Origin of the sequence: Candidatus Accumulibacter contiguus, from assembly GCF_012940005.1 — a bacterium.
Taxonomy (GTDB): domain Bacteria; phylum Pseudomonadota; class Gammaproteobacteria; order Burkholderiales; family Rhodocyclaceae; genus Accumulibacter; species Accumulibacter contiguus.
Map to the genome: position 1 here is coordinate 37,723 of NZ_SPMX01000006.1, position 23,838 is coordinate 61,560.

General features: G+C 62.1%; 18 protein-coding genes. 10 read left to right on the forward strand and 8 right to left on the reverse strand.

Annotated features, from left to right (window positions below; translation table 11 throughout):
* Window positions 1–45: 45 nt before the first annotated feature.
* The 7 genes from E4Q08_RS02110 (at window position 46) to pdxH (ending at window position 10,664) form a co-directional block, all read left to right on the forward strand.
* Window positions 46–1,080 (forward strand): asparaginase, encoded by a 1,035-nt coding sequence (locus E4Q08_RS02110; protein WP_248594654.1) that lies wholly within the window; start codon window positions 46–48, stop codon window positions 1,078–1,080.
* A 70-nt stretch (window positions 1,081–1,150) separates the two neighbouring features.
* Window positions 1,151–1,888: an amino acid ABC transporter permease gene (locus E4Q08_RS02115; protein ID WP_034918512.1), complete on the forward strand. Its 738-nt coding sequence runs from the start codon at window positions 1,151–1,153 to the stop codon at window positions 1,886–1,888.
* A 1-nt stretch (window position 1,889) separates the two neighbouring features.
* Complete coding sequence (gene gltK / locus E4Q08_RS02120) at window positions 1,890–2,570, forward strand: glutamate/aspartate ABC transporter permease GltK (protein WP_169069162.1); 681 nt, start codon at window positions 1,890–1,892, stop codon at window positions 2,568–2,570.
* A 42-nt stretch (window positions 2,571–2,612) separates the two neighbouring features.
* Window positions 2,613–3,332, forward strand: coding sequence for an amino acid ABC transporter ATP-binding protein (locus tag E4Q08_RS02125; RefSeq protein ID WP_211203286.1), 720 nt, complete (start codon window positions 2,613–2,615; stop codon window positions 3,330–3,332).
* A gap of 90 nt (window positions 3,333–3,422) precedes the next feature.
* Window positions 3,423–8,096, forward strand: coding sequence for an NAD-glutamate dehydrogenase (locus tag E4Q08_RS02130; protein WP_248594638.1), 4,674 nt, complete (start codon window positions 3,423–3,425; stop codon window positions 8,094–8,096).
* Window positions 8,097–8,178: 82 nt separating this feature from the next.
* Window positions 8,179–9,954 carry a M61 family metallopeptidase gene (locus E4Q08_RS02135; RefSeq protein ID WP_169069163.1) on the forward strand — a complete coding sequence of 592 codons (1,776 nt, stop codon included), beginning with the start codon at window positions 8,179–8,181 and terminating at the stop codon, window positions 9,952–9,954.
* Between the two features lie 71 nt (window positions 9,955–10,025).
* On the forward strand, window positions 10,026–10,664 hold the full coding sequence (gene pdxH, locus E4Q08_RS02140) for a pyridoxamine 5'-phosphate oxidase (protein ID WP_169069164.1): 639 nt from the start codon (window positions 10,026–10,028) through the stop codon (window positions 10,662–10,664).
* Between the two features lie 114 nt (window positions 10,665–10,778).
* Here pdxH and tsaA read toward each other — a convergent pair whose 3' ends face one another.
* The 7 genes from tsaA to E4Q08_RS02175 all read right to left on the reverse strand — a co-directional run bounded on the left by tsaA (window position 10,779) and on the right by E4Q08_RS02175 (window position 16,193).
* Complete coding sequence (tsaA, locus tag E4Q08_RS02145) at window positions 10,779–11,483, reverse strand: tRNA (N6-threonylcarbamoyladenosine(37)-N6)-methyltransferase TrmO (protein ID WP_169069165.1); 705 nt, start codon at window positions 11,481–11,483, stop codon at window positions 10,779–10,781.
* Window positions 11,484–11,540: 57 nt separating this feature from the next.
* Entirely contained in the window at window positions 11,541–11,915 is a 375-nt protein-coding gene (locus E4Q08_RS02150; protein WP_034910907.1) for a sirohydrochlorin chelatase, read from the reverse strand.
* Between the two features lie 38 nt (window positions 11,916–11,953).
* Entirely contained in the window at window positions 11,954–12,610 is a 657-nt protein-coding gene (locus E4Q08_RS02155) for an HAD-IA family hydrolase (RefSeq protein ID WP_034910909.1), read from the reverse strand.
* Window positions 12,603–13,301 carry a bifunctional 2-polyprenyl-6-hydroxyphenol methylase/3-demethylubiquinol 3-O-methyltransferase UbiG gene (gene ubiG / locus E4Q08_RS02160; RefSeq protein WP_034910910.1) on the reverse strand — a complete coding sequence of 233 codons (699 nt, stop codon included), beginning with the start codon at window positions 13,299–13,301 and terminating at the stop codon, window positions 12,603–12,605. The genes E4Q08_RS02155 and ubiG overlap by 8 nt, the downstream gene beginning before the upstream one ends.
* A 65-nt stretch (window positions 13,302–13,366) precedes the next feature.
* A complete protein-coding gene (locus E4Q08_RS02165; protein ID WP_169069166.1) occupies window positions 13,367–14,053 on the reverse strand; it encodes an OmpA family protein in 687 nt (228 codons plus the stop codon).
* A 76-nt stretch (window positions 14,054–14,129) separates the two neighbouring features.
* Complete coding sequence (locus E4Q08_RS02170; protein WP_248594639.1) at window positions 14,130–15,455, reverse strand: TRZ/ATZ family hydrolase; 1,326 nt, start codon at window positions 15,453–15,455, stop codon at window positions 14,130–14,132.
* A 69-nt stretch (window positions 15,456–15,524) separates the two neighbouring features.
* Entirely contained in the window at window positions 15,525–16,193 is a 669-nt protein-coding gene (locus tag E4Q08_RS02175) for an OmpA family protein (RefSeq protein WP_169069167.1), read from the reverse strand.
* A gap of 240 nt (window positions 16,194–16,433) precedes the next feature.
* On the opposite strand from E4Q08_RS02175, the gene E4Q08_RS02180 reads away from it, so the two are divergent.
* From E4Q08_RS02180 to E4Q08_RS02190, 3 genes are all read left to right on the forward strand, one after another.
* Window positions 16,434–17,183, forward strand: coding sequence for an SIR2 family NAD-dependent protein deacylase (locus E4Q08_RS02180; protein WP_034918224.1), 750 nt, complete (start codon window positions 16,434–16,436; stop codon window positions 17,181–17,183).
* Window positions 17,184–17,323: 140 nt separating this feature from the next.
* Window positions 17,324–20,800: a transcription-repair coupling factor gene (gene mfd, locus E4Q08_RS02185; RefSeq protein ID WP_211203281.1), complete on the forward strand. Its 3,477-nt coding sequence runs from the start codon at window positions 17,324–17,326 to the stop codon at window positions 20,798–20,800.
* Window positions 20,797–21,870, forward strand: a complete 1,074-nt coding sequence (locus E4Q08_RS02190; protein ID WP_034917042.1) for a 3-deoxy-7-phosphoheptulonate synthase — start codon at window positions 20,797–20,799, stop codon at window positions 21,868–21,870. The genes mfd and E4Q08_RS02190 overlap by 4 nt, the downstream gene beginning before the upstream one ends.
* A gap of 73 nt (window positions 21,871–21,943) precedes the next feature.
* Here the strand turns inward: E4Q08_RS02190 and E4Q08_RS02195 are convergent, their stop codons facing one another.
* A complete protein-coding gene (locus tag E4Q08_RS02195; protein WP_034917049.1) occupies window positions 21,944–23,671 on the reverse strand; it encodes a SulP family inorganic anion transporter in 1,728 nt (575 codons plus the stop codon).
* Between the last annotated feature and the right edge of the window lie 167 nt (window positions 23,672–23,838).

Here is a 23,838-nt window from a genome sequence, read left to right on the forward strand (position 1 = left end):
GAGGAAGCCATGTTTAAAAAGGACTTGCGTCGTTGGCTGCTGGCCATGCTCTCGATGCTCGTGGTCGGCAGTGCTGTCGTGGCTGCCGAAAAGCCGAACGTCGTCATCCTCGCGACCGGTGGCACCATCGCCGGCGCCGGTGCCGATGCGACCAACAGCGCCACCTATCAGGCAGCCAAGGTGCCGGTCGACAAGCTCATTGCCGGCATTCCGCAATTGAAGACGATTGCCGAGGTGCGTGGTGAGCAGGTTTTCCAGATTGCCTCGGAGAGCTTCACCAACGATAACCTGGTGACCCTCGGCAAGCGCGTTGCGGCGCTCGTCAAGCAGGGCGACGTGGATGGCGTGGTGATTACGCATGGCACCGATACGCTCGAAGAGACAGCCTACTTCCTCAATCTGGTGGTGCGCACCGACAAACCCATCGTCCTCGTTGGCTCGATGCGGCCGGGAACCGCGATGTCGGCCGACGGCATGCTGAACCTGTACAACGCGGTCAGCGTCGCAGCCAGCAAGGACGCACGCGGCAAGGGCGTGCTGGTGACGATGAACGACGAGATCAACAGCGGTCGCGACGTCTCCAAGATGGTGAACCTGCGGACCGAGGCCTTCAAGAGCCCGTGGGGAGCGCTCGGAATGGTCGTCGAAGGAAAGAACTACTGGTTCCGCCTGCCGGCGAAGCGGCACACGAACAACTCCGAGTTCGACATCGAAAAGATCGACACCCTACCGTCGGTCGAGATTGCCTATGGATCCGGCAATGCCTCGGATACCGCCTATCGCGCCTTCGCGGCGAAAGGCGCAAAGGCGATCATCCATGCCGGTACCGGCAACGGTTCGGTGAGCAGCGCCGTCGTGCCCAGTCTGCAGGAACTGCGCGGTAAAGGGATTCAGATCATCCGTTCATCGCACGTCAATGCCGGCGGCTTTGTCCTGCGCAACGCCGAACAGCCTGACGACAAATACGACTGGGTAGTGGCGCACGACCTCAATCCGCAGAAGGCGCGCATTCTCGCCGCCGTCGCCCTGAGCAAGACCCAGGACAGCAAGGAACTGCAGCGGATTTTCTGGGAATACTGATTCCCCGTTCGTAGACGGAGGCAGGGCGCCTTGACGGGCGGTCGCTGCCTTGCTCCAAGGAGAAGCGCAGATGGGCTACAACTGGAACTGGGGGATTTTTCTGCAGCCGACGGCGACCGGCGATGGCACCTACCTGGGCTGGATGTTCTATGGCTTCAAGGTCACCATCGCCCTGTCGTTGTCGGCCTGGTTCATCGCGCTCGTCCTCGGCGCCGTCGTCGGTATTCTGAGGACGGTTCCGAACAAGTGGCTGTCCGGCTTCGCGACCGCCTACGTCGAAGTCTTTCGCAACATTCCTCTGCTCGTGCAACTGTTTCTCTGGTACTTCGTGATGCCCGAGTTGCTGCCCGAGAACCTGGGCAACGCCTTCAAGCAGAGCAACCCGATCGTCCAGCAGTTTCTCTCTTCGATGGTCTGCCTGGCACTGTTCACCAGCGCACGCGTTGCCGAGCAGGTGCGTTCGGGGATCAACTCGCTGCCGCCCGGGCAGAAGAACGCCGGCCTGGCGATGGGCTTCACCTTGTCGCAGACCTATCGCTATGTGCTGCTGCCGATGGCCGTGCGCCTGATCGTGCCACCGCTGACCTCGGAGTTTCTCAACATCTTCAAGAACTCGGCCGTCTGTTCCACGATCGGCCTGCTGGAACTGGCCGCCCAGGGCCGGCAACTGGTCGATTACACTGCGCAGCCCTACGAGTCGTTCATCGCCGTGACGCTCGCCTATCTGCTGATCAACGTCGTCGTCATGTTCGGCATGCGCTGGGTTGAAGAGCAGGTGCGCGTTCCCGGCTATATCGGAGGCAAGTGAGATGCATGAATTCGACTGGTCTTCGATCCCCAATGCCTTGCCCTTCCTCTGGGACGGGATGAAGATTTCCCTCGAGATCACACTCAGCGCGGTGGTTTTCGGGATCGTCTGGGGAACGCTGCTGGCGCTCATGCGCCTCTCCTCGGTGACGCCCCTGTCATGGTTTGCAGCCGCTTACGTGAACCTCTTCCGGGCCATTCCGCTGGTCATGGTGCTGCTGTGGTTCTTCCTGATCGTGCCGCATCTGCTGGAAAGCCTCTTTGGCTTCCCGCGCGGTTCGGACATGCGCCTTTCCTCGGCGATTGCCGGCTTTGCCCTGTTCGAGGCGGCCTACTACTCGGAGATCATCCGTGCCGGCATCCAGTCGGTTCCGAAAGGGCAGATGGGTGCCGCCAGCGCGCTCGGCATGACCTACGGCCAGGCGATGCGCCTGGTGGTGCTGCCGCAGGCTTTTCGCAACATGGTTCCCTTGCTGCTGACGCAGGGGATCATCCTCTTCCAGGACACCTCGCTGGTCTATGTTTCGGCCCTGGCCGACTTCTTCGGCGCCGCCTACAAGGTGGGTGACCGTGACGGGCGCCTGGTCGAGTTGCTGCTCTTTGCCGGTGCCGTTTATTTCGTGATCTGCTTCACTGCGTCGCGAATCGTTCGCCACTACCAGAACAAGCTCAAGACGGCCTGATGCCACTTGCAGCAATGAATCGAGGAGACTTTCGTGATTACGATGAACAAGGTGAGCAAGCATTACGGTTCCTTCCAGGTCCTCACCGACTGCACGACGCAGGTGCACAAGGGCGAAGTAATCGTCGTCTGTGGCCCGTCTGGTTCGGGAAAGTCGACGCTGATCAAGTGTGTCAATGGCCTCGAACCCTTTCAGAGTGGCGAAATCATCGTCAATGGCGTTTCCGTCGGCGATCCGAAAACCAATCTTTCCAAGCTGCGCTCGACGGTCGGCATGGTCTTCCAGAATTTCGAACTCTTTCCGCACATGAGCATCATCGACAACCTGGCCATCGCCCAGACCAAGGTGCTCGCGCGGACCCAGGAGCAGGCGCGCGAGAAGGGTTTCAAGTTGCTCGATCGGGTCGGCCTGCGCGCGCAGGCAGAGAAATATCCGGGCCAGCTTTCCGGTGGGCAGCAGCAGCGTGTGGCAATTGCCAGGGCGCTGGCCATGGACCCGATCTGCATGCTCTTCGACGAACCGACTTCGGCGCTCGACCCGGAAATGGTCAACGAAGTGCTCGACGTGATGACCGAACTGGCACAGGAGGGGATGACCATGATGTGCGTCACGCACGAGATGGGCTTCGCCAAACGCGTCGCCAGCCGGGTGATCTTCATGGACCAGGGTCGTATCGTCGAGGACGACAGCAAGGAAGCCTTTTTCGATCACGCTCGTTCGGAGCGAGCGCAACAGTTCCTGGCCAAGATTCTGCACCATTGAGTACCGTCTGACTCCGGGCTTGCCTGGAGTGGCGCAGGCGTCTGTGGCCAGAGAGGCAGTACCCGATCGATTCGAGAGAAGGAGAACGGCATGGCACTGGTCAGCGAGTCCACACACAACCTGCGCCGCAACCTGCGCGAAATCGCCGAGCAGCAGCATCTTTCGGCGCGCATCGGCGAATTCCTCGATGGCTACTTCGTCGATGTAGAATTGGGCGGCGCCACGGACGCGAGTCCCGAAGAGCTTCTCGGGGCGGCCGTCCAGCATTTTCGGCTGGGCGAGGTGCGCGCGCCGAAACAAGCCGCAGCCGCTCTCTACACCCCGGATTTTGACCGGCATGGCTGGCACTCTCCGCACACCGTGATCGATGTCGTCACCGACGACATGCCGTTTCTGGTCGATTCGATCACCATGCTGGTGTACCACCATGGACTGGTGATCCATCGTTTGCTGCATCCGCTGCTGGGCGCCGAGCGAAAGGACGATGGCACGCTGCAGGCCACGCGGCCGCGTGGCGCTGCCGGCAGTCAGCCGGAGTCCTGGATCCACCTCGAGATCGATCGCATTGGCGAGGCCGGACTGATCGACACCCTGCATCAGGAAATCCTGGGCGTGCTCGCTGACGTGCGTGCGGCCGTCGAAGATGGCCCGACGATGCACGAGCGCATGCGCGCAGCACACACCGAGATGGCCGCTTCGACGCTTGCCGAGGCCGACGAAGCCGCAGCGTATCTGGCCTGGATCGCTGCCAACAATTTTGTCTTTCTCGGTTATGCGGATTACCAGGCGGCCGTCGGCGACAGCAAGCTCGCGCGCGTTGCCGGCAGCGGACTCGGCATTCTCCGAAACGCCGACCATCCCCGCTTTGGCCGTTGCCTGGCGGGAATCCCCGGCGTCGTCGCGGAACTGGCCAGAGATTCCCTGCCCGTGATTCTGGTCAAGGCAGACGCGCGCTCGACGGTTCATCGCTCGGCCTACCTCGATTTCATTGCAGCCAAGCGTTATGACGCCGATGGCAATTTCGTCGGATTACGTGCTTTCGTCGGCCTCTACACGGCGCATGTCTACCATGTGGCGGCAACCGATGTGCCGCTGCTGCGACGCAAGATTGCCGCCGTACGGCAGGATCTTGGCTTCCTGCCGCGTAGCCATCGCGACAAGACCCTGCTCAACGTACTCGAAACCTATCCGCGTGACGAGTTGATCGAAATCGCTCACCAGGATCTGGTCCGTATCGCCAGCGGCATCGTCTCACTGCATGAGCGCGAGCAGGTACGCATCTTCCTGCGCGACGACGCCTGGGGGCGTTATGTTTCGGCGATCGTCTATATGCCGCGCGACCGTTTCGACACCACCATCCGCGAGCGCATCTCGGCGCTCCTTCATGAAAGCCTCGCCGCCGAGCGCGTCGACTATTTTGTCATGCTCGGCGAGTCGCGGCTGGCGCGTCTGCATTTCATCGCCCGTACGCCGGTCGGTACCGACTACCGCTACGATGCCGACGCGATCGAAAGGCAGGTGGCGCGCATCGTGCGCGGCTGGGCCGAAGAACTGAAACAGAATCTCGTCGGGCACTATGGCGAGGAGCGCGGCAACAGCCTGTTGCGTCGCTATTCGCTGGAACTGCCGCTGTCGTATCAGGAGCGGGTCACACCGGCTTCCGCGGTGTCCGACCTCGAGCGCCTGGAAGCCGCCGAGCAGAGCGGCCGTGTCGAAGTTAAGCTGAGCGCAGCCCAGGGCGACGATGGCTCACACCAGCACCTGAAGCTGTTCCGTCGCGGCAGGCCGCGACCGTTGTCGGCGATTCTGCCGATACTCGAGAACATGGGACTGACGGTACTCTCCGAACAGCCGTTCAGCCTGCCCAGAAGTGACCTGCACATTGCCGACTTCGCAGTGCGCTTGCCGCAGGCTGCGGCACTGGATGACGAGACGACCCGGCGATCCTTCATCGACCTGCTCGAGAACCTGTTCCGCGAGCAGGCCGAGAACGACGGTTTCAACCGCCTGATCCTGCTGGCGGGTCTCGACGGGCGGCAGATCAGCATCCTGCGCGCCTACAGCCGTTACCTGCGGCAGGCCGGTCTGCCGTTCAGCCAGGCCTATGTGCAGCGCTGTCTGGCGACGCATTTCCGGATTACGCGGGCACTGGTCGACCTGTTCGAAGCGCTCTTTTCTCCGGCAGCAGACGAGGCACGCGCCAGGGCGTTTTCCGATGAAGTCAGCACGGCCTTGTTGCAGGTCAGCAATCCCGATGATGATCGCATTCTTTCTGCGCTGCAGACGGTCATTGAGGCAACGCTGCGAACGAACGCCTATCAATCGGGCAGTGACGGCCAGGCCAAGAGTTACCTGTCCTTCAAGTTCTCGTCAAGGGACATCCCCTTCCTGCCCGCGCCGGCGCCGCTCTACGAAATCTTCGTCTATAACGAGCGGGTCGAAGGCGTGCACCTGCGCGGTGCGCGGGTGGCGCGCGGTGGCCTGCGCTGGTCCGACCGCATGGAAGACTTCCGCACCGAGGTGCTCGGTCTGGTCAAGGCGCAGATGGTGAAGAATGCAGTGATCGTTCCGCTGGGGTCGAAAGGGGGCTTCGTCTGCAAACGCCTGCCGGCGGCTGGTGAGCGTGAAGCCTTGCAGGCCGAGGGAATTGCCTGTTATTCGACCTTCATCCGTGGCCTGCTCGACCTCACCGACAACCGAGTCGACGGCCAGGTCGTGCCGCCAAATGGCGTGCGCCGTCGCGACGGCGACGACCCCTATCTGGTCGTCGCTGCCGACAAGGGGACGGCGACCTTCTCGGACATCGCCAACGGCATCGCCATCGAGTATGGCTTCTGGCTCGGCGATGCCTTCGCTTCGGGCGGCTCGGTCGGTTACGACCACAAGAAAATGGCCATCACCGCCAGAGGCGCATGGGAGGCGATCAAGCGGCACTTCCGGGAAATCGGTCTGGATACGCAGACGCAGCCGTTCACCGTCGTCGGGATCGGCGACATGTCCGGCGACGTTTTCGGTAATGGCATGTTGCTCTCTTCCGAAATCCGGCTGCTGGCCGCCTTCGATCACCGGCATATCTTCCTCGACCCGAACCCGGACCCGGCGCGCAGCTTTGCCGAGCGGCAACGCCTCTTTGCGCTGCCGCGGTCTTCGTGGGCGGACTACGATCCGGCGCTGATTTCCGCGGGCGGCGGCGTGTGGTCGCGAACGGCCAAGTCGATCCCGCTGTCACCCGAGCTGCGCGCGTGGCTGGGCAGCACTGCCAGCCAGATGACGCCCCCCGAACTGATCAAGACCCTGCTGCAGGCGCCGGTGGACCTGCTCTACAACGGTGGCATCGGAACCTACGTCAAGGCCAGCTCCCAGAGTCATCAGGAAGCCAATGACCGCGGCAACGACATTCTGCGGGTCGATGCCAGCCAGCTCAAGGCGCGGGTGATCGGCGAAGGTGGCAACCTCGGCTTGACGCAGAAGGGGCGCATCGAGTTCGCTCTCAATGGCGGCCGGATATTCACCGACGCAATCGACAACTCGGCCGGCGTCGATTGCTCCGACCACGAGGTCAACATCAAGATCCTGCTGGCCGGGCTGATCCGGCGTGGCGACATGACCGGCAAGCAGCGTGACGTGCTGCTCGCCTCGATGACCGACGCGGTCGCGTCGCTGGTGCTTGCCGACAACTATCAGCAGACGCAGGCGATTGCCCTCGAAGCGGCAGCCGGAGCGGGCCTGATCGAGGTGCATGGCCGTCTGATTCGCCACCTGGAGGCCCGCGGCGCCCTGCACCGCAGCATCGAATTCCTGCCCGACGACAAGGGCCTCGCCGAACGCGCGCAGCAGAAGCGCGGCCTGACTGCACCGGAGATCGCGGTGCTCCTGGCCTATGCCAAGATCGCGCTCAAGGAAACCCTCCTGGCGTCGAGCCTGCCCGACAGCGAAGATGTACATCAACTGCTGGTGGCCTACTTCCCGGCGCCCCTGCTCGCGCATTGCCGCGAACTGCTGCCGGCGCATCCTTTGAGGCGCGACATCATTGCCACGCAGCTCGTCAATCGTCTGGTGAACCGCATGGGAACGACCTTTGTCATGCAGCTCGGTGATGAAACGGGCGCCTCGGCGGCGCAAGTGGCCGGCGCGTGGTATGCCGCCAGCAGCGTGCTCGACGCCGAAGCGCTGTGGCAGGAAATCGAGTCGCTGGACCTGGTCATCGATGCCACCCGGCAACTGGCGTTGATGACCGGGCTGCGGGCGATGCTGGCGGCGGCGACACCGCTGGTGCTGACGCAGCATCTGCGGGGCACTCGTATTGCTCAGTTGATGACCGAATACGGCAGTGCCGTCGTCGCAACCATCGGCCGCATTCGTCAGGGCAGGAGCGGCGCAGTCGCCATCACCGCGTTGATCGACGAGCGTGCGGCGATCGTGGCAGCGTTCGAGCGGGTGAATCTCGCGCGCGCCTGCGGCTGCCCATTGAACGACGTGACAGAAGCACTCGCCATTCTCGAAGGGCGGATCGATCTGGACTGGTTGGCCGCTGCCGTCTCCCGCCTGCCGGCCGGCAACCGCTGGCAGGCAAGGGCCCGTGCGCAGCTCGGCAGCGAACTTGCCGGTCTGCGGCAGCACCTCCTGCGGCAGGTTCTCGGCGGCAGCCTGCCGGCCACCGCAGAAGCCAGCGTGGTGCTCGATGAACTGAAGGGCAATGAGCCACAGGATCTGGCGATGCTCTCGGCGGGTCTGGCGGAGATCAGGCGGCTGCTCGTTCTCTGAAGCGGCTGACGATTGCGCATGGCAGTGCACGCAAGCCGTACCATTCCGGCAAACACCCTGACCAGACCCACAGAGGCAAGCGATGAGGCCTGCGCATATCTGCTACAGCATCCGTCCGAGCAAGCCTGCAGCGCATCTGCTTGAAGTGCGCTGCACGCTTCCCGCACCCGACCCGGCTGGGCAGCGTTTCGCGCTGCCGGCGTGGATTCCCGGCAGTTACCTGATTCGTGACTTCGCGCGCCACATCGTCGCGATTCGTGCCGAGACTGCTGGCAAAGTGGTACCGCTCAGCAAGATCGACAAACACAGCTGGCAGGCTGCACCGGTCGGCAAGGATATGGCGCTCACCGTCATCTGCGAGGTTTACGCCTGGGATCTCTCGGTACGCGCTGCGCATGTCGACCAGACACACGCTTTTTTCAATGGCAGCAGCGTATTCCTGCGCGCCCTCGGTCACGAACATTCGCCGTGTCTGGTCGATATCCAGCGGCCGATCGGCAGGCACTTCGAAGCGTGGCGTGTCGCCACCGCGCTCACTCCGGCATGCGACCAGACTGCCCGGCAACACACTTTCGGCCTCTACCGAGCCGCCAACTATGACGAACTGATCGATCACCCGGTCGAAATGGGCACCTTTACGCTGGCCACATTCACGGCCTGCGGTGTTCCGCACGAGATCGCCATCAGCGGGCGCCATGACTGCGACCTGGCGCGCCTGACCGCCGACCTGCAGCGCATCTGTGAATGGCAAATCCGCTTCTTCGGCGAACCGGCACCGATGCCGCACTACGTTTTCCTGGTCACTGCCGTCGACGATGCGTATGGCGGACTAGAGCACCGTGCCTCGACGGCGCTGCTCTGCGCCCGCGACGATCTGCCCTACTCTGGCATGCGCGGCACACCGGAGCGCTACCGCAGCTTTCTCGGCCTGTGCAGCCACGAGTATTTCCACGCATGGAACGTCAAGCGCATCCAGCCTGCGGCATTCTCGTCCTACAATCTCGATGCCGAGAACTACACCACCCTGCTCTGGGCCTTCGAGGGTTTCACCTCGTACTACGACGACCTGGCGCTGCTACGCTGCGGATTGATCCAGTTGAAGGACTGGCTGGCGCTGGTCGCCAGGACGATCGACAAGGTCCACAACAACCCCGGTCGGCAGCGGCAGACGCTTGCCGAATCGAGTTTCGACGCCTGGACGAAATACTACCGGCCGGACGAGAACACTCCGAATGCGGTGGTCAGCTACTACACCAAGGGATCGCTGGTGGCGCTGGCACTCGACCTGAAGCTGCGCGCCGAGACGAGCAACCGGATTTCACTGGATGACGTGATGCGCGCGCTCTGGCAACGCCATGGCCAGGGTGAGCAGCGCTGCGGCATTGGCGACGAGGACATCCGGATGCTCGCCGAAGAACTGTCCGGCCTCGACCTCGAGCACTTTTTTGCCGAAGCCGTACATGGCACGACCGATGTGGACCTGGCGCGGCTGCTGCAACCCTTTGGCATCCGGCTGAAGCGTTCGGCAAACTCCACCACCCCGTCGCTCGGCGTGAAAACTGGCAGCGACGGCAGCGAGGTCCGGTTGACGACGGTATACGAAGGCAGCCCGGCGCAGGTCGCCGGATTGTCGGCAGGCGACCTGCTGCTGGCGATCGATGGCTTGCGAGTCACGCCATCGACCCTCGATCGCCTGTTGAGCCGCCGTCAAGCCGGCGAAACGGTCCACATGCACGCCTTTCGACGCGACGAACTGATGGAATTCGCGGTTCAACTCGGCGCGCCGGCCAAGGATCGCCACCAGCTGCAGTTGCAGCGAAAACGCAACTCCCTGCGCAAGGACTGGCTGCAGGGGTAGCGCATCGACGATAATCAGGCACTGCATGTTCCAGCCCTGCCGGCTCCACCTCTTTCATCCTCGTACACAAGATGACCAAGCTCGCCGACCTCCGCAAAAGCTACGAACGCGCCGAACTCAGCGAGGACGCTTCACACGCCGACCCCCTCAGGCAGTTCGAGAAATGGATCAGCGAGGCGATCAGCGCACAAGTCCCCGAACCCAACGCCATGACCCTGGCGACGGTAGACAGCAGCCTGCGCCCGTCCACACGCGTGGTGCTGATCAAGGGCTACGACGAAAATGGCATCACCTGGTTCACCAACTACGACAGTCGCAAGGGTCGCGAACTCGCTGCCAACCCCTGGGCAGCACTGCAGTTTCATTGGGTCGACCTGGAACGGGTCGTGCGCATCGAGGGCTGCGTCGAAAAAGTGAGTGCCGCCGAAAGCGATGCCTACTTCGCCAGCCGACCACTCGATTCCCGCATCGGCGCCTGGGCGAGTCCGCAGAGCCAGGTCATTGCCGGCCGCAGCGTACTCGTCGGCAACGCTGCCCGCTATGGCGCGAAGTTCCTGCTGCAGCCGCCGCGTCCACCTCATTGGGGCGGCTACCGGCTGCGTCCCGATACCTGGGAGTTCTGGCAGGGCAGAAAAAGCCGTCTGCACGACCGTCTGCGCTACCGGCTGAACAGCGATCAGCAATGGATTCGCGAACGCCTGGCGCCGTGACCTGCGTGTTACCGCAACACCAAGGACCTCGACCGCAGTCGTCCCCTGGACGAAAATCGCCCGCCCGCAGGCCTGGTCGTTGACCGGGGCTAGCTTCTCCCACGGGCTTAGCAATCAATCGACAACAGCCGGCACAATTTCTTCAACGACAGCCCTCATCCCCGTGCAACGCCATTTGACTTCCAGATCGTAAAGACGAAAGCCATAACGTCGCAGCGGATCGTTCGCATAGGCGGGACGCGGATCCTGCGCCAGCACCTCGCGAAGCAGTGCAGCAAGGTCTGGCCAGCGAGGCGCATGCAGGCACAGCTGCAGCGCTGCCTGTGCACTGAAATCGACCGCCAGTTGCAACGGAGGACCATCGATAAAACCGCCGCGTGCCGCCGGTTCGCTCTCGACAAAGGGAAGGTACGGCTTGATGTCGAGGACCGGGGTACCGTCAAGCAGGTCTACGCCACCAAAAGTCAGTACGACACCGGCACGCGTATCGATGGACAGCAGTTCGACCAGCGACAGTCCCAGAGGGTTCGGGCGAAAAGGACTGCGGCTGGCGAATACGCCAACGCGTCGATTGCCGCCCAGTCGCGGCGGTCGAACCGTCGGATGCCATGCCCCTTTGCTGTGGTGGAAGACAAAACTGAGCCAGACATGCGAAAAGTCCTCCAGGCCGCGCACCGCTTCCTCCCGATCATAGGGACGCAGCAGGCGCAGCTGACCGCGCGCATGCGGTGCCAGACGTGGCTGACGAGGAATGCCGAAGCGGTCCCGAAACGGTGTCGCCAGATAACCGATCGGCGACAAGCTGATGTCAGGAGGCATCGGCCTCGTCCGAAAATCCGCAAGCTCGTTTGCGCATCACGGCAACGCGCGATCGAGCTAGTCGCTGACGAGCGTCAGTGCATGCCTGGCCATCGCCTGTACGATGGGCTCGGCCTCGCCAATCGCCGCCGCAAGTTCAAAGCATGTTTGCGGATGACGCTGCCGCAGTTCTTCGAGCAGCAGCGGCACATCGCGCTTCAGATGCCCGCCGCGAGCGATAAACATCGGCACGACCAGGATACGTTCGCAGCATTCGGCGATGAGGGATTCGGCACAGCTGCGCAAATCGGGTGGGATGAACTCGAGGAAGGCCAGCTCAACCTGCAGTTCGGGCGCCTGTTCGCGCACCGCCGCACAGACGCGGCGCATCGGTTCGGCCCATTCCGGGTCTCGTGCGCCATGGGCGAAAAGGATCAAGGCTGTTCGTGGCATACGTACACTGTAACGCATCACGACCGCGGCGACACGGATCAGTGGATGCCGGCCAGCGCGGCGATCTCCCGAGCATCATCGACGAGATGATCGGCACCCCAGGCTTCGATCGGGTCGCCATCGCCAAGATAGCCATAGCGCACCGCCACGGTGGCCATGCCGACGGCTCGACCGGCCTGAATGTCCCGCAAGTCATCGCCGACGTAGAGGCAGTGCGCGGGATCCCTGGCAATCAGCGCGCAAGCCAGCTGCATCGGCTGGGCTGCGGGCTTGGCACGCCGCGCAGAGTCGCCACTGACCACGCAGGCTGCACGTTTGGCGTAACCCAATTGGTCCAGCAGCGGCAGGGTGAAGCGTTGTGCCTTGTTGGTGATGATTCCCCACGGCGAGCCGCGGCGCTCAAAGCAGCCAAGCAGTTCGTCAATACCGGGGAAAAGCGTCGTCTCGACGCAGATATCCTGGCTGTAATAGCGCAGGAAGCGATCATGGAACTCCGCATAGATCGGATCACCCGGTTGCATGCCCAGCCCCGCCTTCAGCATGCCCCGGACCCCCTGCGAAGTGAAGGGACGCAATTGGCCCGCCGGAACCGGCGCCAGGTCGAGATCGGAACGCAAGCGGTTGAGTGCTGCTGCCAGATCCGGAGCCGTATCGGCAAAGGTCCCGTCCAGGTCGAACAGGACCGCTTCAAACATTCTTCACGGTGTGCAGCAGGTAATTGACGTCGCTGTCGCGTCCAAGAGCATACCTCCCCGTCAAGGGATTGTAGGTCATCCCGCGAAGGTCAAGCGCATCGAGGCCGACACTTCTGGCCCAGCGCAGGAGTTCCGAGGGTTTGATGAACCTGGCGTAATCGTGAGTACCCCTGGGTAGCATGCGAAGCAGATATTCGGCGCCGATGACCGCCAACAGATAGGCCTTCGGATTGCGGTTGATGGTCGAAAAGAACACGTGTCCACCAGGCTTGGCCAGCGCAGCACAGGCGGCAATCGTACTGGCCGGATCGGGAACGTGTTCGAGCATCTCCATGCAGGTGACGACATCGTAGCGGCCGCCCTCCTGAGCAGCCAGTTCTTCGGCCGCGACCTTGCGATAGTCAACCACCTGCCCGCTTTCGAGCAGGTGCAGGCGGGCCACGCTCAGCGCCCTCTCCGAGAGATCGATGCCGGTCACCTTTGCGCCTCTTTCGCACATCCCTTCGGAAAGCAAGCCACCGCCACAACCGACGTCGAGAACACTCTTGCCGGCGAGTTGGCACTGGTCGTCGATCCAGTTCAGGCGCAGCGGATTGATGTCGTGCAGCGGCTTGAAATCGCTGCCCGGATCCCACCAGCGATGTGCAAGCTGGCTGAATTTCTCGAGTTCGCTCTGGTCGGCGTTGATCATGGTGTCTCGGATATCCATAACGTAAAAGCCCTGCCGAAGCAGGGCTTGCGGTAAACACGAGCAGATTACTTGGTACCGATGAGTTCGATATCTACACGACGGTCAGGCTGCAGGCAGGCGATGGTCTTCTTGCTCTTGGCGCCAGGGCACTGATCAGGCTTGGTGACCGGATTCTTCTTGCCCTTGCCCTCGGTGTAGACACGGTTGGCTTCGATTCCCTTGCTGACCAGATAGGTCTTGACCGCAGCAGCGCGCTTCTCGGACAATTTCTGGTTGTAGGCGTCGGAACCAAAGCGGTCGGTATGGCCGACGGCAATGATCACTTCGAGCTTGATGGCCTTGGACTTGGCGACCACTTCGTCCAGTTTGGCCTTGCCTTCGGGACGCAGCGTCGCCTTGTCGAAGTCGAACAGCGCGTCGGCAGCAACGGTGATCTTGTCGCCTGACGGCTTGGCCACCGCCGCCGCTGCTGCACCAGGTGCGGCCACCGCCACCTTGGGCTCGCAGACTTCCTTCGGCAGCAGATCCTTGTCGCACTTGCAACCGGCCGGATCGTTGGCTGCCGCAGCCGGGGTCCAGAATCCGGTGCGCCAGCATAGGCCGGCGCCACTCATCACGACTTCACCGCGTTGATCGATCACGTACACCCGGTCCAGAGGAATCGAAGTCTGTGCTTGAGCGAGAGAGGCGCCGAAGCCGACAGTGGCAGCGGCAAGCAAGGCCATCATGGAGTGTTTTGCAGTTCTGTTCATCTAGGTATCCCTCGTTAGTTGAGCCTGCGGGATTGGTCCGCATGGCCTGTTTATGCCTCGTTGTTGACGGAACTCATCACGGACGAATTTTATTTTGCCACAAGAGGGCCAGTTTTATCAATTCGGTTTCGTTGTTTTCAATTAGTTGCCCGTTTTCAACACGCATTCGACCGCCCACCCAGACATCGGAAACATGCTCACGGCCTACCGCGTAACTGAGGTGTGAAACCGGATCGTAACAGGGAACCAGGGCGATATCGTCGAGCCGGACGGCACACAAGTCGGCCGCCTTGCCGCGGCTGATCGAGCCAATACACGCGTCGAGACCGAGCGCGCGAGCGCCGCCAAGGGTCGCCATATACAGGACCCGATGGGCATTGATGGCGTCGGCGCGCCCGCCTTGTTCCTTGGCGAGCAGGGCTGCCAGGCGCATCTCCTGAAAGAGGTCGAGGCGGTTGTTGCTCGCCGCACCATCCGTACCCAGACCAATGTTGACGCCTTTGGCAGACAGCTCCGTGATCGGAGCAATGCCGCTGGCAAGCTTCAGATTGGAACTGGGACAGTGCGCTACGGAACACCCGTGCTGCGCCAGTAGTTCGATCTCGTGAGTGTCCAGGTGCACTGCGTGCACGGCGATCAGGGCCGGACTCAGCAGACCGAGGCGGCAGAGACGTTCGATCGGGCGCATCCCGAAGCGTTGCAGACTTCCGTCTATTTCCTGGACAGTTTCATGCAAATGGAGATGGATTGGCAGTTCGATCTGTTCGGCCAGCGTCAGCACCCTGGCAAAGCTCCGTTCGCCGACGGTATAGGGCGCATGCGGGGCAAGGCAGAAAGACAGCAGCGGCTCCCCCAGCAACTGGTCCCGGACGGCCAGCCCTTTGGCAAGATAGTCATCCGCATCCGCTGCATAGTTGCTCGGAAAGTCGACGGTGATCAGGCCGATCGCAGCGCGCATTCCCGAAGCGATCGCCGCCTCGGCAGCAGCCCTCGGGAAAAAATACATATCGTTGAAACAGGTGATGCCGCCACGCAACATCTCGGCACAGGCAAGCAGGGTACCGTCATGGACAAACTGTGCCGAAACATGCTGCGCCTCGGCTGGCCAGACGTGATTCTGCAGCCACTGCATCAGCGGCAGATCGTCGGCGAGACCGCGCAGCAAGCTCATTGCGGCATGGGTATGCAAATTGACGAGTCCCGGAATCAGCACGTGCTGATCCAGGCGCTTGCGCTCGCGTGGCGAAAAGCGCTCCGCCACCTCGATCTGCGGGAGGAGGTCGATGATGCGGCCGTGATTGACGACCACTGCGTGATTTTCGAGAACCAGATCGGCCGGATCAACGGGAACGATCCAGCGCGCCTCGATGGCCAGGTCGACTGGCGGCAAGGGCATGGTCATTGAGCAGGCATTCGCGAAACCTAAAAAAAACCCCGCCAAGGCGGGGTTTTCGGAGGCATTTCGCCTGGATTACTTGTTGCCGATGACTTCGATATCGACACGACGGTCAGGCTGCAGGCAGGCGATGGTCTTCTTGCTCTTCGGACCCGGGCACTGATCGGGCTTGGTGACCGGATTCGTCTTGCCCTTGCCTGCGGTGATCACGAGGTTGGCTGCGATCCCCTTGCTGACCAGGTAGGCCTTGACCGCGGCAGCGCGCTTCTCGGAGAGTTTCTGGTTGTAGGCATCGGAACCGAAGCGGTCGGTATGACCGGTGGCAGTGATCAGCTCCAGCTTGATCGCCTTGGACTTGGCAACCACTTCGTCCAGTTTGGCCTTGCCTTCCGGACGCAAGGTCGCCTTGTCGAAGTCAAACAGCGCATCGGCAGCAACCGTGATCTTGTCGGCCGAGGGCTTGGTAGTCATCGGTGCGGCGCCAGGAGCAGCCTTGACGACCGCCGGCTCGCAGACTTCCTTCGGCAGCAGATCCTTGTCGCACTTGCAGCCGGCCGGGTCCTTGGCGGCCGCAGCCGGGGTCCAGAAGCCGGTGCGCCAGCAAAGGCCGGTACCGCTGACCACGACTTCACCACGTTGGTCGATCACGTAGACGCGATCAAGAGCGGTTTGGGCTTGCACGGAGCCAGCCGCCGCAAAGAGGCCGATAGAGGCCAGCAGGGTAGTAATGATTTTCGATTTCAAGATGTTCCTCCTCGATTAATCTCTGTTAGGTCCGAATGCGTGTAACGCGATGCGATTTTTGCGCAGTCAGGAGATTTAAGCATACAAACTTGATTTGCTTCAAGCATTGGTCTGGCATTGTGTGGCATTTATACAACGAACCAGGCCCGGTGGCGGTGCCAGTCGTGCTTCAGTGGCCGCGATTACGTCGCTCTGCTGAACATGCGACAATCACTGCAAACATTCACGAAGGAGATGATCATGCAGAATCTGGGATCCATCGCTTCGCTCCTGCGCGAGACGAGCGAAGTCGTCGTATTTTCGGGCGCAGGGCTTTCCGCCGATAGTGGCATTCCAACGTTCCGCGATGGGGCAACCGGCCTGTGGAACAACGTCGACCCGGACGAAGTCGCCAGCATTGAAGGATTTCTGCGCAATCCGCAACGTGCCTGGAGCTGGCTGCTGCAACTGCGGAACCTGGTCGATGAACGGCATCCGAATGCCGGCCATCACGCGATCGCCCGTCTGGACGAAATCTGTTCAGCACAGCAATTCACCGTGATTACCCAGAATATCGATGGCTATCACGCACGCGCCGGGAACCAGAACGTCCTGGAAGTGCATGGCACCATCCACCGTGTACGTTGCCACCGGCACTGCGGATTTGTCGCAAGCTGGGATCAAAGCTCCCTGGAACCGTATGCCTGCCCGGTTTGCGGCGCACCGGTTCGACCCGATCTGGTGATGTTCGGTGAAATGCTCGATGAAGCCGTCTTTGCCGCTGCCGAGATCTCCAGTCTCAATGCCGACGTATTTTTCTGTGTCGGCACCTCATTCACCGTGCAACCTGCCGCCCGCCTGCCGCTGTGGGCGAAACAAGCCGGTGCCGTGGTGGTGGAAGTCAATCCGCACCCGACGCCCTTGTCGGACCTTGCCGATTACTCGATTCGCAGTGGCGCGTCGCAGTTCTTCGGTGCGCTCTGCGCGAAACTCGAAGCGCCAGACCTCTGACGCGCGTCAGGCCAAGGCCAGGCGACACCCCACATCCGTGCGCGCCTGGCCACGGCTGCTGCAGACGAGTGCAATAGTCGGTCAACGCTGCCGGAGGGCAGGCCTGATCGACTATAATTCCGCTTTTTCGCTGCTCAGCCTTGGCGTGGGCAGATCAACCCATTTCCGCAGTCGAGTCGCAATCCTTGTCATTTCCGCTTCCCCGATCACCCTTACCCGAAATCGGCGAAAGGCTTCAGTATTCTGCGGGCTCTGCTGACGCCCTCCTGATCGCCCAGGCAGCTTCGGAAGCGAGTACTGGCAGCGAGCGGCGCATGCTGGCGGTGTTCACCGCCAATGCCGGCAACGCGCAGCGCCTGCTGCAGGAAATCCCCTGGTTCGCTGCCAATCTGCGCGTACGCCTGCTGCCGGACTGGGAAACTCTACCCTACGACAGCTTCTCGCCACACCACGATCTGGTTTCCGAACGACTGGCAACGCTCTATGCGGCCCTGCGTGGCGAGTGTGACGTGCTGCTGGTACCCGCCGGTACCGCCATCTACCGCCTCGCACCGCCAGCCTATCTGGCGGCCTATACCTTCTTCCTCAAGCAGGGCGAGAAGCTCGACGCCGGGCAGTTCCGCGCCCAGATGACCCTGGCGGGTTACGCGCATGTCACACAGGTCGTGGCACCGGGCGAGTACTCGATCCGTGGTGGTCTCGTCGATCTCTTCCCGATGGGCTCGCCACTGCCTTTCCGCCTCGATCTCTTCGACAACGAGATCGAAAGCATCAAGACTTTCGACGTCGACAACCAGCGCACCCTCTATCCCGTACCCGAAGTTCGCCTGCTGCCGGCACGCGAGTTTCCGCTCGACGAAACAGCTCGCACCCGTTTCCGCCAGCGCTTTCGGGAGATTTTCGAAGGCGACCCCGGTCGCTCGGGGATCTACAAGGACGTCTCGAATGGCATCGCGGCGGCCGGCATCGAGTACTGGCTACCCCTTTTCTTCGAGGAAACGGCCACCCTTTTCGACTACCTGCCGCGCCACACCGTGCTTTGCCTGTACAGCACGGTGCCGGCAGCGATTCGGGACTTCTGGCACGAGGCACAGTCGCGCTACAGCATGCTTTCGGGCGACCGTAGCCGCCCGCTGCTGCCACCAGCCGATCTTTTCCTGGCCGAAGAACCGTTCTTCGTGGCCGCCAAGGCCTATGCCCGAATCGACTTGAAGGCCGGCCATGAGGGGCCGGCACGCGGCCTGCCTGCGCTGGCCATCGACCGCCGCGCTGACAACCCGCTCGGTCGTCTACAGGCCTTTCTCGCCGCCTTCCCCGGCCGTGTGCTGTTGCTCGCGGAAACCGCAGGGCGCCGTGAAACCTTATCCGGACTGTTCTCGGCATACGGCCTGAAACCACAGGCGAGCGCCGGTTTCAGCGACTTCCTGGCGACCGACAGCCGCTTGTCGCTGGCGGTTGGCCCGCTGCATGACGGCTTCCAGCTCGCCCAACTGGCGATCGTCACCGAAGCCGAACTCTACGCCGACAGTCCGTCGCGGCGCGCTCGCCATGTGGCGCAGCGCAAGGCATCGGTCGACAACTGGCTGCGGGATCTCACCGAACTCAAGGTGGGATCGCCGGTCGTGCATGAGCAACATGGCATCGGACGCTATCAGGGCCTGGTCCACCTCGATCTGGGCGAAGGCGAGATGGAGTTCCTCGAACTGCACTATGCCGAAGATGCCAGGCTCTATGTTCCCGTATCGCAGCTACACGTCATCGCGCGCTACTCGGGATCCGACCCGGACACGGCACCATTGCATGCGCTCGGCTCTCCACAATGGGAAAAAGCCAAACGCCGTGCCGCCTTGCAGGCACGCGACACCGCCGCCGAGCTGCTCGCTCTCTATGCCCTGCGGGCGGCCAGGCAGGGTCACGCTTGCGAGTTCACGACCCATGACTATGACGCTTTCGCTGATGGTTTCGGTTTTGAAGAAACGCCAGATCAGGCCACTGCCATCGCTGCAGTGATCGAAGACATGCAATCCGGTCGGCCGATGGACCGCCTGGTCTGTGGTGACGTCGGCTTCGGCAAGACCGAGGTTGCCTTGCGCGCCGCTTTCTGCGCGGTGGCCGGTGGCCGGCAGGTTGCCGTCCTCTGCCCGACCACCCTGCTCTGCGAACAGCATTTCCAGACTTTCAGCGACCGCTTTGCCGACTGGCCGGTCAGAATCGCCGAACTCTCTCGTTTCAAGACCAGCAAAGAGGCGGCGCAAGCCCTCCAGGAGCTGGCTGACGGCCGGCTCGACATCGTCATCGGAACACATAGGCTGCTGCAGAAAGACGTGCGCTTCAGCCGTCTCGGGCTGGTGATCATCGATGAGGAACACCGCTTTGGCGTCCGCCAGAAGGAAGCGCTGAAAGCGCTGCGCGCCGAGGTCGATGTGCTGACCCTGACCGCGACGCCGATCCCGCGCACGCTCGCGATGTCGCTGGAAGGCCTGCGCGACTTTTCGGTGATCGCCACCGCACCGCAGAAACGCCTGGCGATCAAGACCTTCGTCAGCCGTTTTTCTGACGGGGTCATCCGTGAAGCACTCCTGCGAGAATTCAAGCGCGGTGGTCAGGTCTATTTCCTGCACAACGAAGTCGACACCATCGAGAACATGCGCGACAAGCTCGGCAAGCTGTTGCCCGAAGCACGCATCGTCGTCGGCCACGGCCAGATGAAGGAACGTGAACTGGAAAGGGTGATGCGCGACTTCACGCAACAACGGGTCAACCTGCTGTTGTGCACGACGATCATCGAAACCGGCATCGACAACCCGCACGCCAATACCATCATCATTAACCGGGCCGAGAAATTCGGTCTCGCCCAGTTGCATCAGTTGCGCGGCCGGGTCGGACGCTCGCACCATCAGGCCTACGCCTACCTGCTGACGCACGATGAGGCAGCGCTCAACAAGCAGGCCAGGCAGCGCCTGGAGGCGATCCAGATGATGGACGAACTCGGTGCCGGTTTCTACCTCGCCATGCACGACCTCGAAATCCGTGGTGCCGGCGAAGTGCTCGGCGCCAACCAGTCGGGAGAGATGCAGGAAGTCGGCTTCAACCTGTTCACCGAGATGCTCAAGCGCGCTGTCGCGGCGCTCAAACTGGGCAAGGAGCCGGACCTGATGCAAGCACTGACGATCGCCACCGAGATCAAGCTGCATACGCCCGCCCTGCTCCCCGACGACTATGCTCCCGACGTCCACGAAAGGCTGACGCTGTACAAGCGCCTCGCCGACTGCGAGGCCGCAGACGCTCTGGACGATCTGCAGGAAGAGCTGGTCGATCGCTTCGGAGCGTTGCCGCCGCAGGCTCGTGCCCTGCTCGACAGCCACCGGCTGCGCCTGCTCTGCAAGCCGCTCGGGATCTGCAAGCTCGACGCCAACGCCGAGCAGATCGTCGTGCAGTTTGAAGCCCAGCCGCCGATCGACCCGATGCGCATCATCCATCTGATCCAGAAGGACCGGAACTATCGGCTGGCTGGACAGGACAAACTGATCCTCAAACGCCACTGCGCAAGCCTTGGTGACCGCGTTGCTGCGGTCAAGGACATCATTCACCAACTAAGCACGCAGGCAAAACCATGACTACCCTCGACATCGACAACATCAACGTCAGCGCCTTCGACCCCATGCCTTCGCCGGAGGAAATCCACGCCCAACTGCCGCTCTCGGCCAGCGCCGCCCGCCTGGTCATGCGCGGCCGCGAAGTCTTGCGCAACATCCTCGACCGCAGCGACCCGCGCCTTTTTGTCGTCGTCGGCCCGTGCTCGATCCATGATCCCGTAGCTGGAATCGACTATGCGCAACGCCTGAAGACTCTCGCCGACGAGGTCAGCGAGACGCTCTACCTGGTGATGCGCGTCTATTTCGAAAAGCCGCGCACGACAACCGGCTGGAAAGGCTACATCAATGACCCGGACATGGACGATTCCTTCCATGTCGATCAGGGCATGCAGAAGGCCAGAACCTTTCTGCTCGAGCTTGCCGAACTCGGCCTGCCCGCCGGCACCGAGGCGCTCGACCCGATCGCGCCGCAATATCTAGGCGACCTGATCTCCTGGACGGCAATCGGCGCTCGCACCACCGAATCGCAGACGCATCGGGAAATATCATCAGGTCTGTCCACCCCGGTCGGCTTCAAGAACGGCACCAACGGCGACATCGGCATTGCCGTCAACGCCATCCTCTCGGCGGCACGGCCGCACAGCTTCCTGGGCATCAACGGCCAGGGGCGAACAGCGATCGTTCGCACGCATGGCAACCGTTACGGTCACCTGGTCCTGCGTGGTGGCGACGGGCGACCGAATTACGACACGGTGAGTGTGCAGATCGCCGAGCAGGCGCTGCGCAAGGCGGGTCTGCCCATCAATATCGTGGTCGACTGCTCGCATGCCAACAGCTACAAGAAGCATGAGTGGCAGCCGCTGGTGATGGCCGACGCAGTCAACCAGGTCCGCCTCGGCAACCAGTCGCTGGTCGGGATGATGATCGAATCGAATCTCGTCGCCGGCAATCAGTCGATCCCGGAAGACCTCTCGCAGCTCAAATACGGCTGTTCGGTCACCGACGCCTGCGTGGACTGGGAGACCACCGAGAAGATGATCCGCAGCGCTGCCGGACTGCTGCGCCAGGTGCTGCCCGGTCGAGCCGGCTGAGGCACCTGTTGCCTGGACGCTTCGACCGCGGCCAACTGGCCAGCGAAGCGTCGCACTGTACGTAGCGGCGCGCTTACGAAACAACGTGCGATTTCGTATCCCTGACCGCATAGTACTGGTCGAAGGCCTCGGCAGCCTTCTTGACCGAAACAAAGAAATCCTGCCGGCCAATCTCTTCGGAAAGTCCAACCTTGGCCAGTTCTTCGAGAAATGGCCGCGGCGCATCGGCAATCTTGACGTCCACGCCCTCCTCGGCAAGTTCGCGATGCAATTCCGCAAAGCGCTGCGCTGCGGTGACGTCCATGTCATGCAGTGCCTGGGCGTCGATCACCAGCCACTTTACCGGCGGATCAGCCTCGTCGACCAGCGTCCGGATGCGCGTCATCACATGCCGCGCATTGGCAAAGTTCAACGGTGCGTAGAGCCGATAGACCAGCAGGCCGGGGACGCTCTCCGCCGCTTCATCATCGCGACAATCATGAAACCTGCCGTCGTCGAGGCGCCTGCGAAGGACCGCGTCGCCGGGACGCGAGACTTCCACGAGAACCGAGATCAGCGACAACAGCAGGCCGAGAATGATCCCCGGCACCACCCCGGCGATCAGGATTGCCAGGGTCACACCCATGGCGATGGCGAACTCGACCCGATCGACCTTGTACAGACCCGACAGCGACGCCACTTCCAGCATTCCCATGGCGGTAACGATCAGGATCGCACCCAGCGCCACTTTCGGCAGCAAGGCGATCAAGCCGGTCAGAAAAAGCAGGAACAACAGCAAGCCCAGCGCTACCACCAACTGCGCCACCTGCGACTTGCCACCGGCCGAATCGACGATCGAGGTGCGTGACTGGCTGGCGGAAACCGGGAAACCCTGCCACAAGCCGGCAAGAATGTTTGACGAGCCAAGCGCCACGAGTTCACGATTCGGGCGTATCTCATAACCATTTTTTTCGGCAAAGGTCTGTGCCAGAAGAATGCCGTCTGAAAACGCGAGGAAGGCAATCGCCACTGCCGCAGGGGCCAGAGCCGAGATATCACCCCACTGTAGATGCGGAATCGTCAGGCTCGGCACTCCCGAAGGCACCTCTCCGACCAGCGCCACGCCGTAGCTGCCGAGGTCGAGAACGAAGCTCACCACGATCGCGACTGCACAGACTGCCAGCGCGCCCGGCACGCGCGGCGCCCAGCGAGTCAGGGCAAGCAGGAAGCCAACCAGACAGAGACCGAAGAGGAAAGTCATCAGGTGCGTCTCCGGAAGTTTCCCGATCACGGTGTACACCAGTTCGAAAAACTCCTCTCCCTCGGTCTTGATGCGAAACATCTTCCCAAGCTGCGTGGCGATCAAGACCAGTGACGCGCCGTTCAGATAGCCGATCAGCACCGGGCGCGACAGCAGGTCAGCAATGACGCCCAGTTTCAGGCGCGCCGCGAGCAGCAACACGGCACCCGACAGTATGCTGAGCACAGCCGCCAGGGTGACGATGCGCGACGGATCACCGGCCGCCAGAGGCAGGATTGCTGAACCGGCGAGCAGGCCGATGGCGGCGTCCGGCCCGGCGATGACGTGCCGCGAACTGGCAAACAGGGCGTAGCCGACGGCCGCAGCCAGCGCCGCGTACAGACCGGTAATCGCCGGCAGATGCACCAGTTCGGCATAGGCGATCACCGACGGAATCGACACGATACAGGCGGAAAGCCCGGCGATCGCATCCTTGCTCAGCCAGGCGATCCGGTACTCTCTGAGGGTAGTGATCAGCGGCAAACCCGACTGCAGGTACTTGAAAATAGACGCAGGATTCATGGGCGGGGCTCCGATCCGAAAGACGCAGACCGGCAATATACCCTGATCTGCCGAAGAATCGGCAATATTGCACCAAGCGGGCGAGACGGGCATTGCATGCGATCGTCGTTACCGGCGCTGCAATGACGAAGTCTTGAAACATGCCAGGTATCGTCGCACATGCCCCT

Coding starts and splice junctions, on each gene's coding strand:
- E4Q08_RS02170 (WP_248594639.1), bottom strand. CDS start 15,455: ATGACCATGCCCTTGCCGCCAGTCGACCTGGCCATCGAGGCGCGCTGG.
- tsaA (WP_169069165.1), bottom strand. CDS start 11,483: ATGCCTCCTGACATCAGCTTGTCGCCGATCGGTTATCTGGCGACACCG.
- E4Q08_RS02110 (WP_248594654.1), top strand. CDS start 46: ATGCTCTCGATGCTCGTGGTCGGCAGTGCTGTCGTGGCTGCCGAAAAG.
- E4Q08_RS02150 (WP_034910907.1), bottom strand. CDS start 11,915: ATGCCACGAACAGCCTTGATCCTTTTCGCCCATGGCGCACGAGACCCG.
- E4Q08_RS02165 (WP_169069166.1), bottom strand. CDS start 14,053: ATGAACAGAACTGCAAAACACTCCATGATGGCCTTGCTTGCCGCTGCC.
- E4Q08_RS02130 (WP_248594638.1), top strand. CDS start 3,423: ATGGCACTGGTCAGCGAGTCCACACACAACCTGCGCCGCAACCTGCGC.
- gltK (WP_169069162.1), top strand. CDS start 1,890: ATGCATGAATTCGACTGGTCTTCGATCCCCAATGCCTTGCCCTTCCTC.
- ubiG (WP_034910910.1), bottom strand. CDS start 13,301: ATGATCAACGCCGACCAGAGCGAACTCGAGAAATTCAGCCAGCTTGCA.
- E4Q08_RS02155 (WP_034910909.1), bottom strand. CDS start 12,610: ATGTTTGAAGCGGTCCTGTTCGACCTGGACGGGACCTTTGCCGATACG.
- E4Q08_RS02125 (WP_211203286.1), top strand. CDS start 2,613: ATGAACAAGGTGAGCAAGCATTACGGTTCCTTCCAGGTCCTCACCGAC.
- E4Q08_RS02180 (WP_034918224.1), top strand. CDS start 16,434: ATGCAGAATCTGGGATCCATCGCTTCGCTCCTGCGCGAGACGAGCGAA.
- E4Q08_RS02135 (WP_169069163.1), top strand. CDS start 8,179: ATGAGGCCTGCGCATATCTGCTACAGCATCCGTCCGAGCAAGCCTGCA.
- pdxH (WP_169069164.1), top strand. CDS start 10,026: ATGACCAAGCTCGCCGACCTCCGCAAAAGCTACGAACGCGCCGAACTC.
- E4Q08_RS02115 (WP_034918512.1), top strand. CDS start 1,151: ATGGGCTACAACTGGAACTGGGGGATTTTTCTGCAGCCGACGGCGACC.
- E4Q08_RS02195 (WP_034917049.1), bottom strand. CDS start 23,671: ATGAATCCTGCGTCTATTTTCAAGTACCTGCAGTCGGGTTTGCCGCTG.
- E4Q08_RS02190 (WP_034917042.1), top strand. CDS start 20,797: ATGACTACCCTCGACATCGACAACATCAACGTCAGCGCCTTCGACCCC.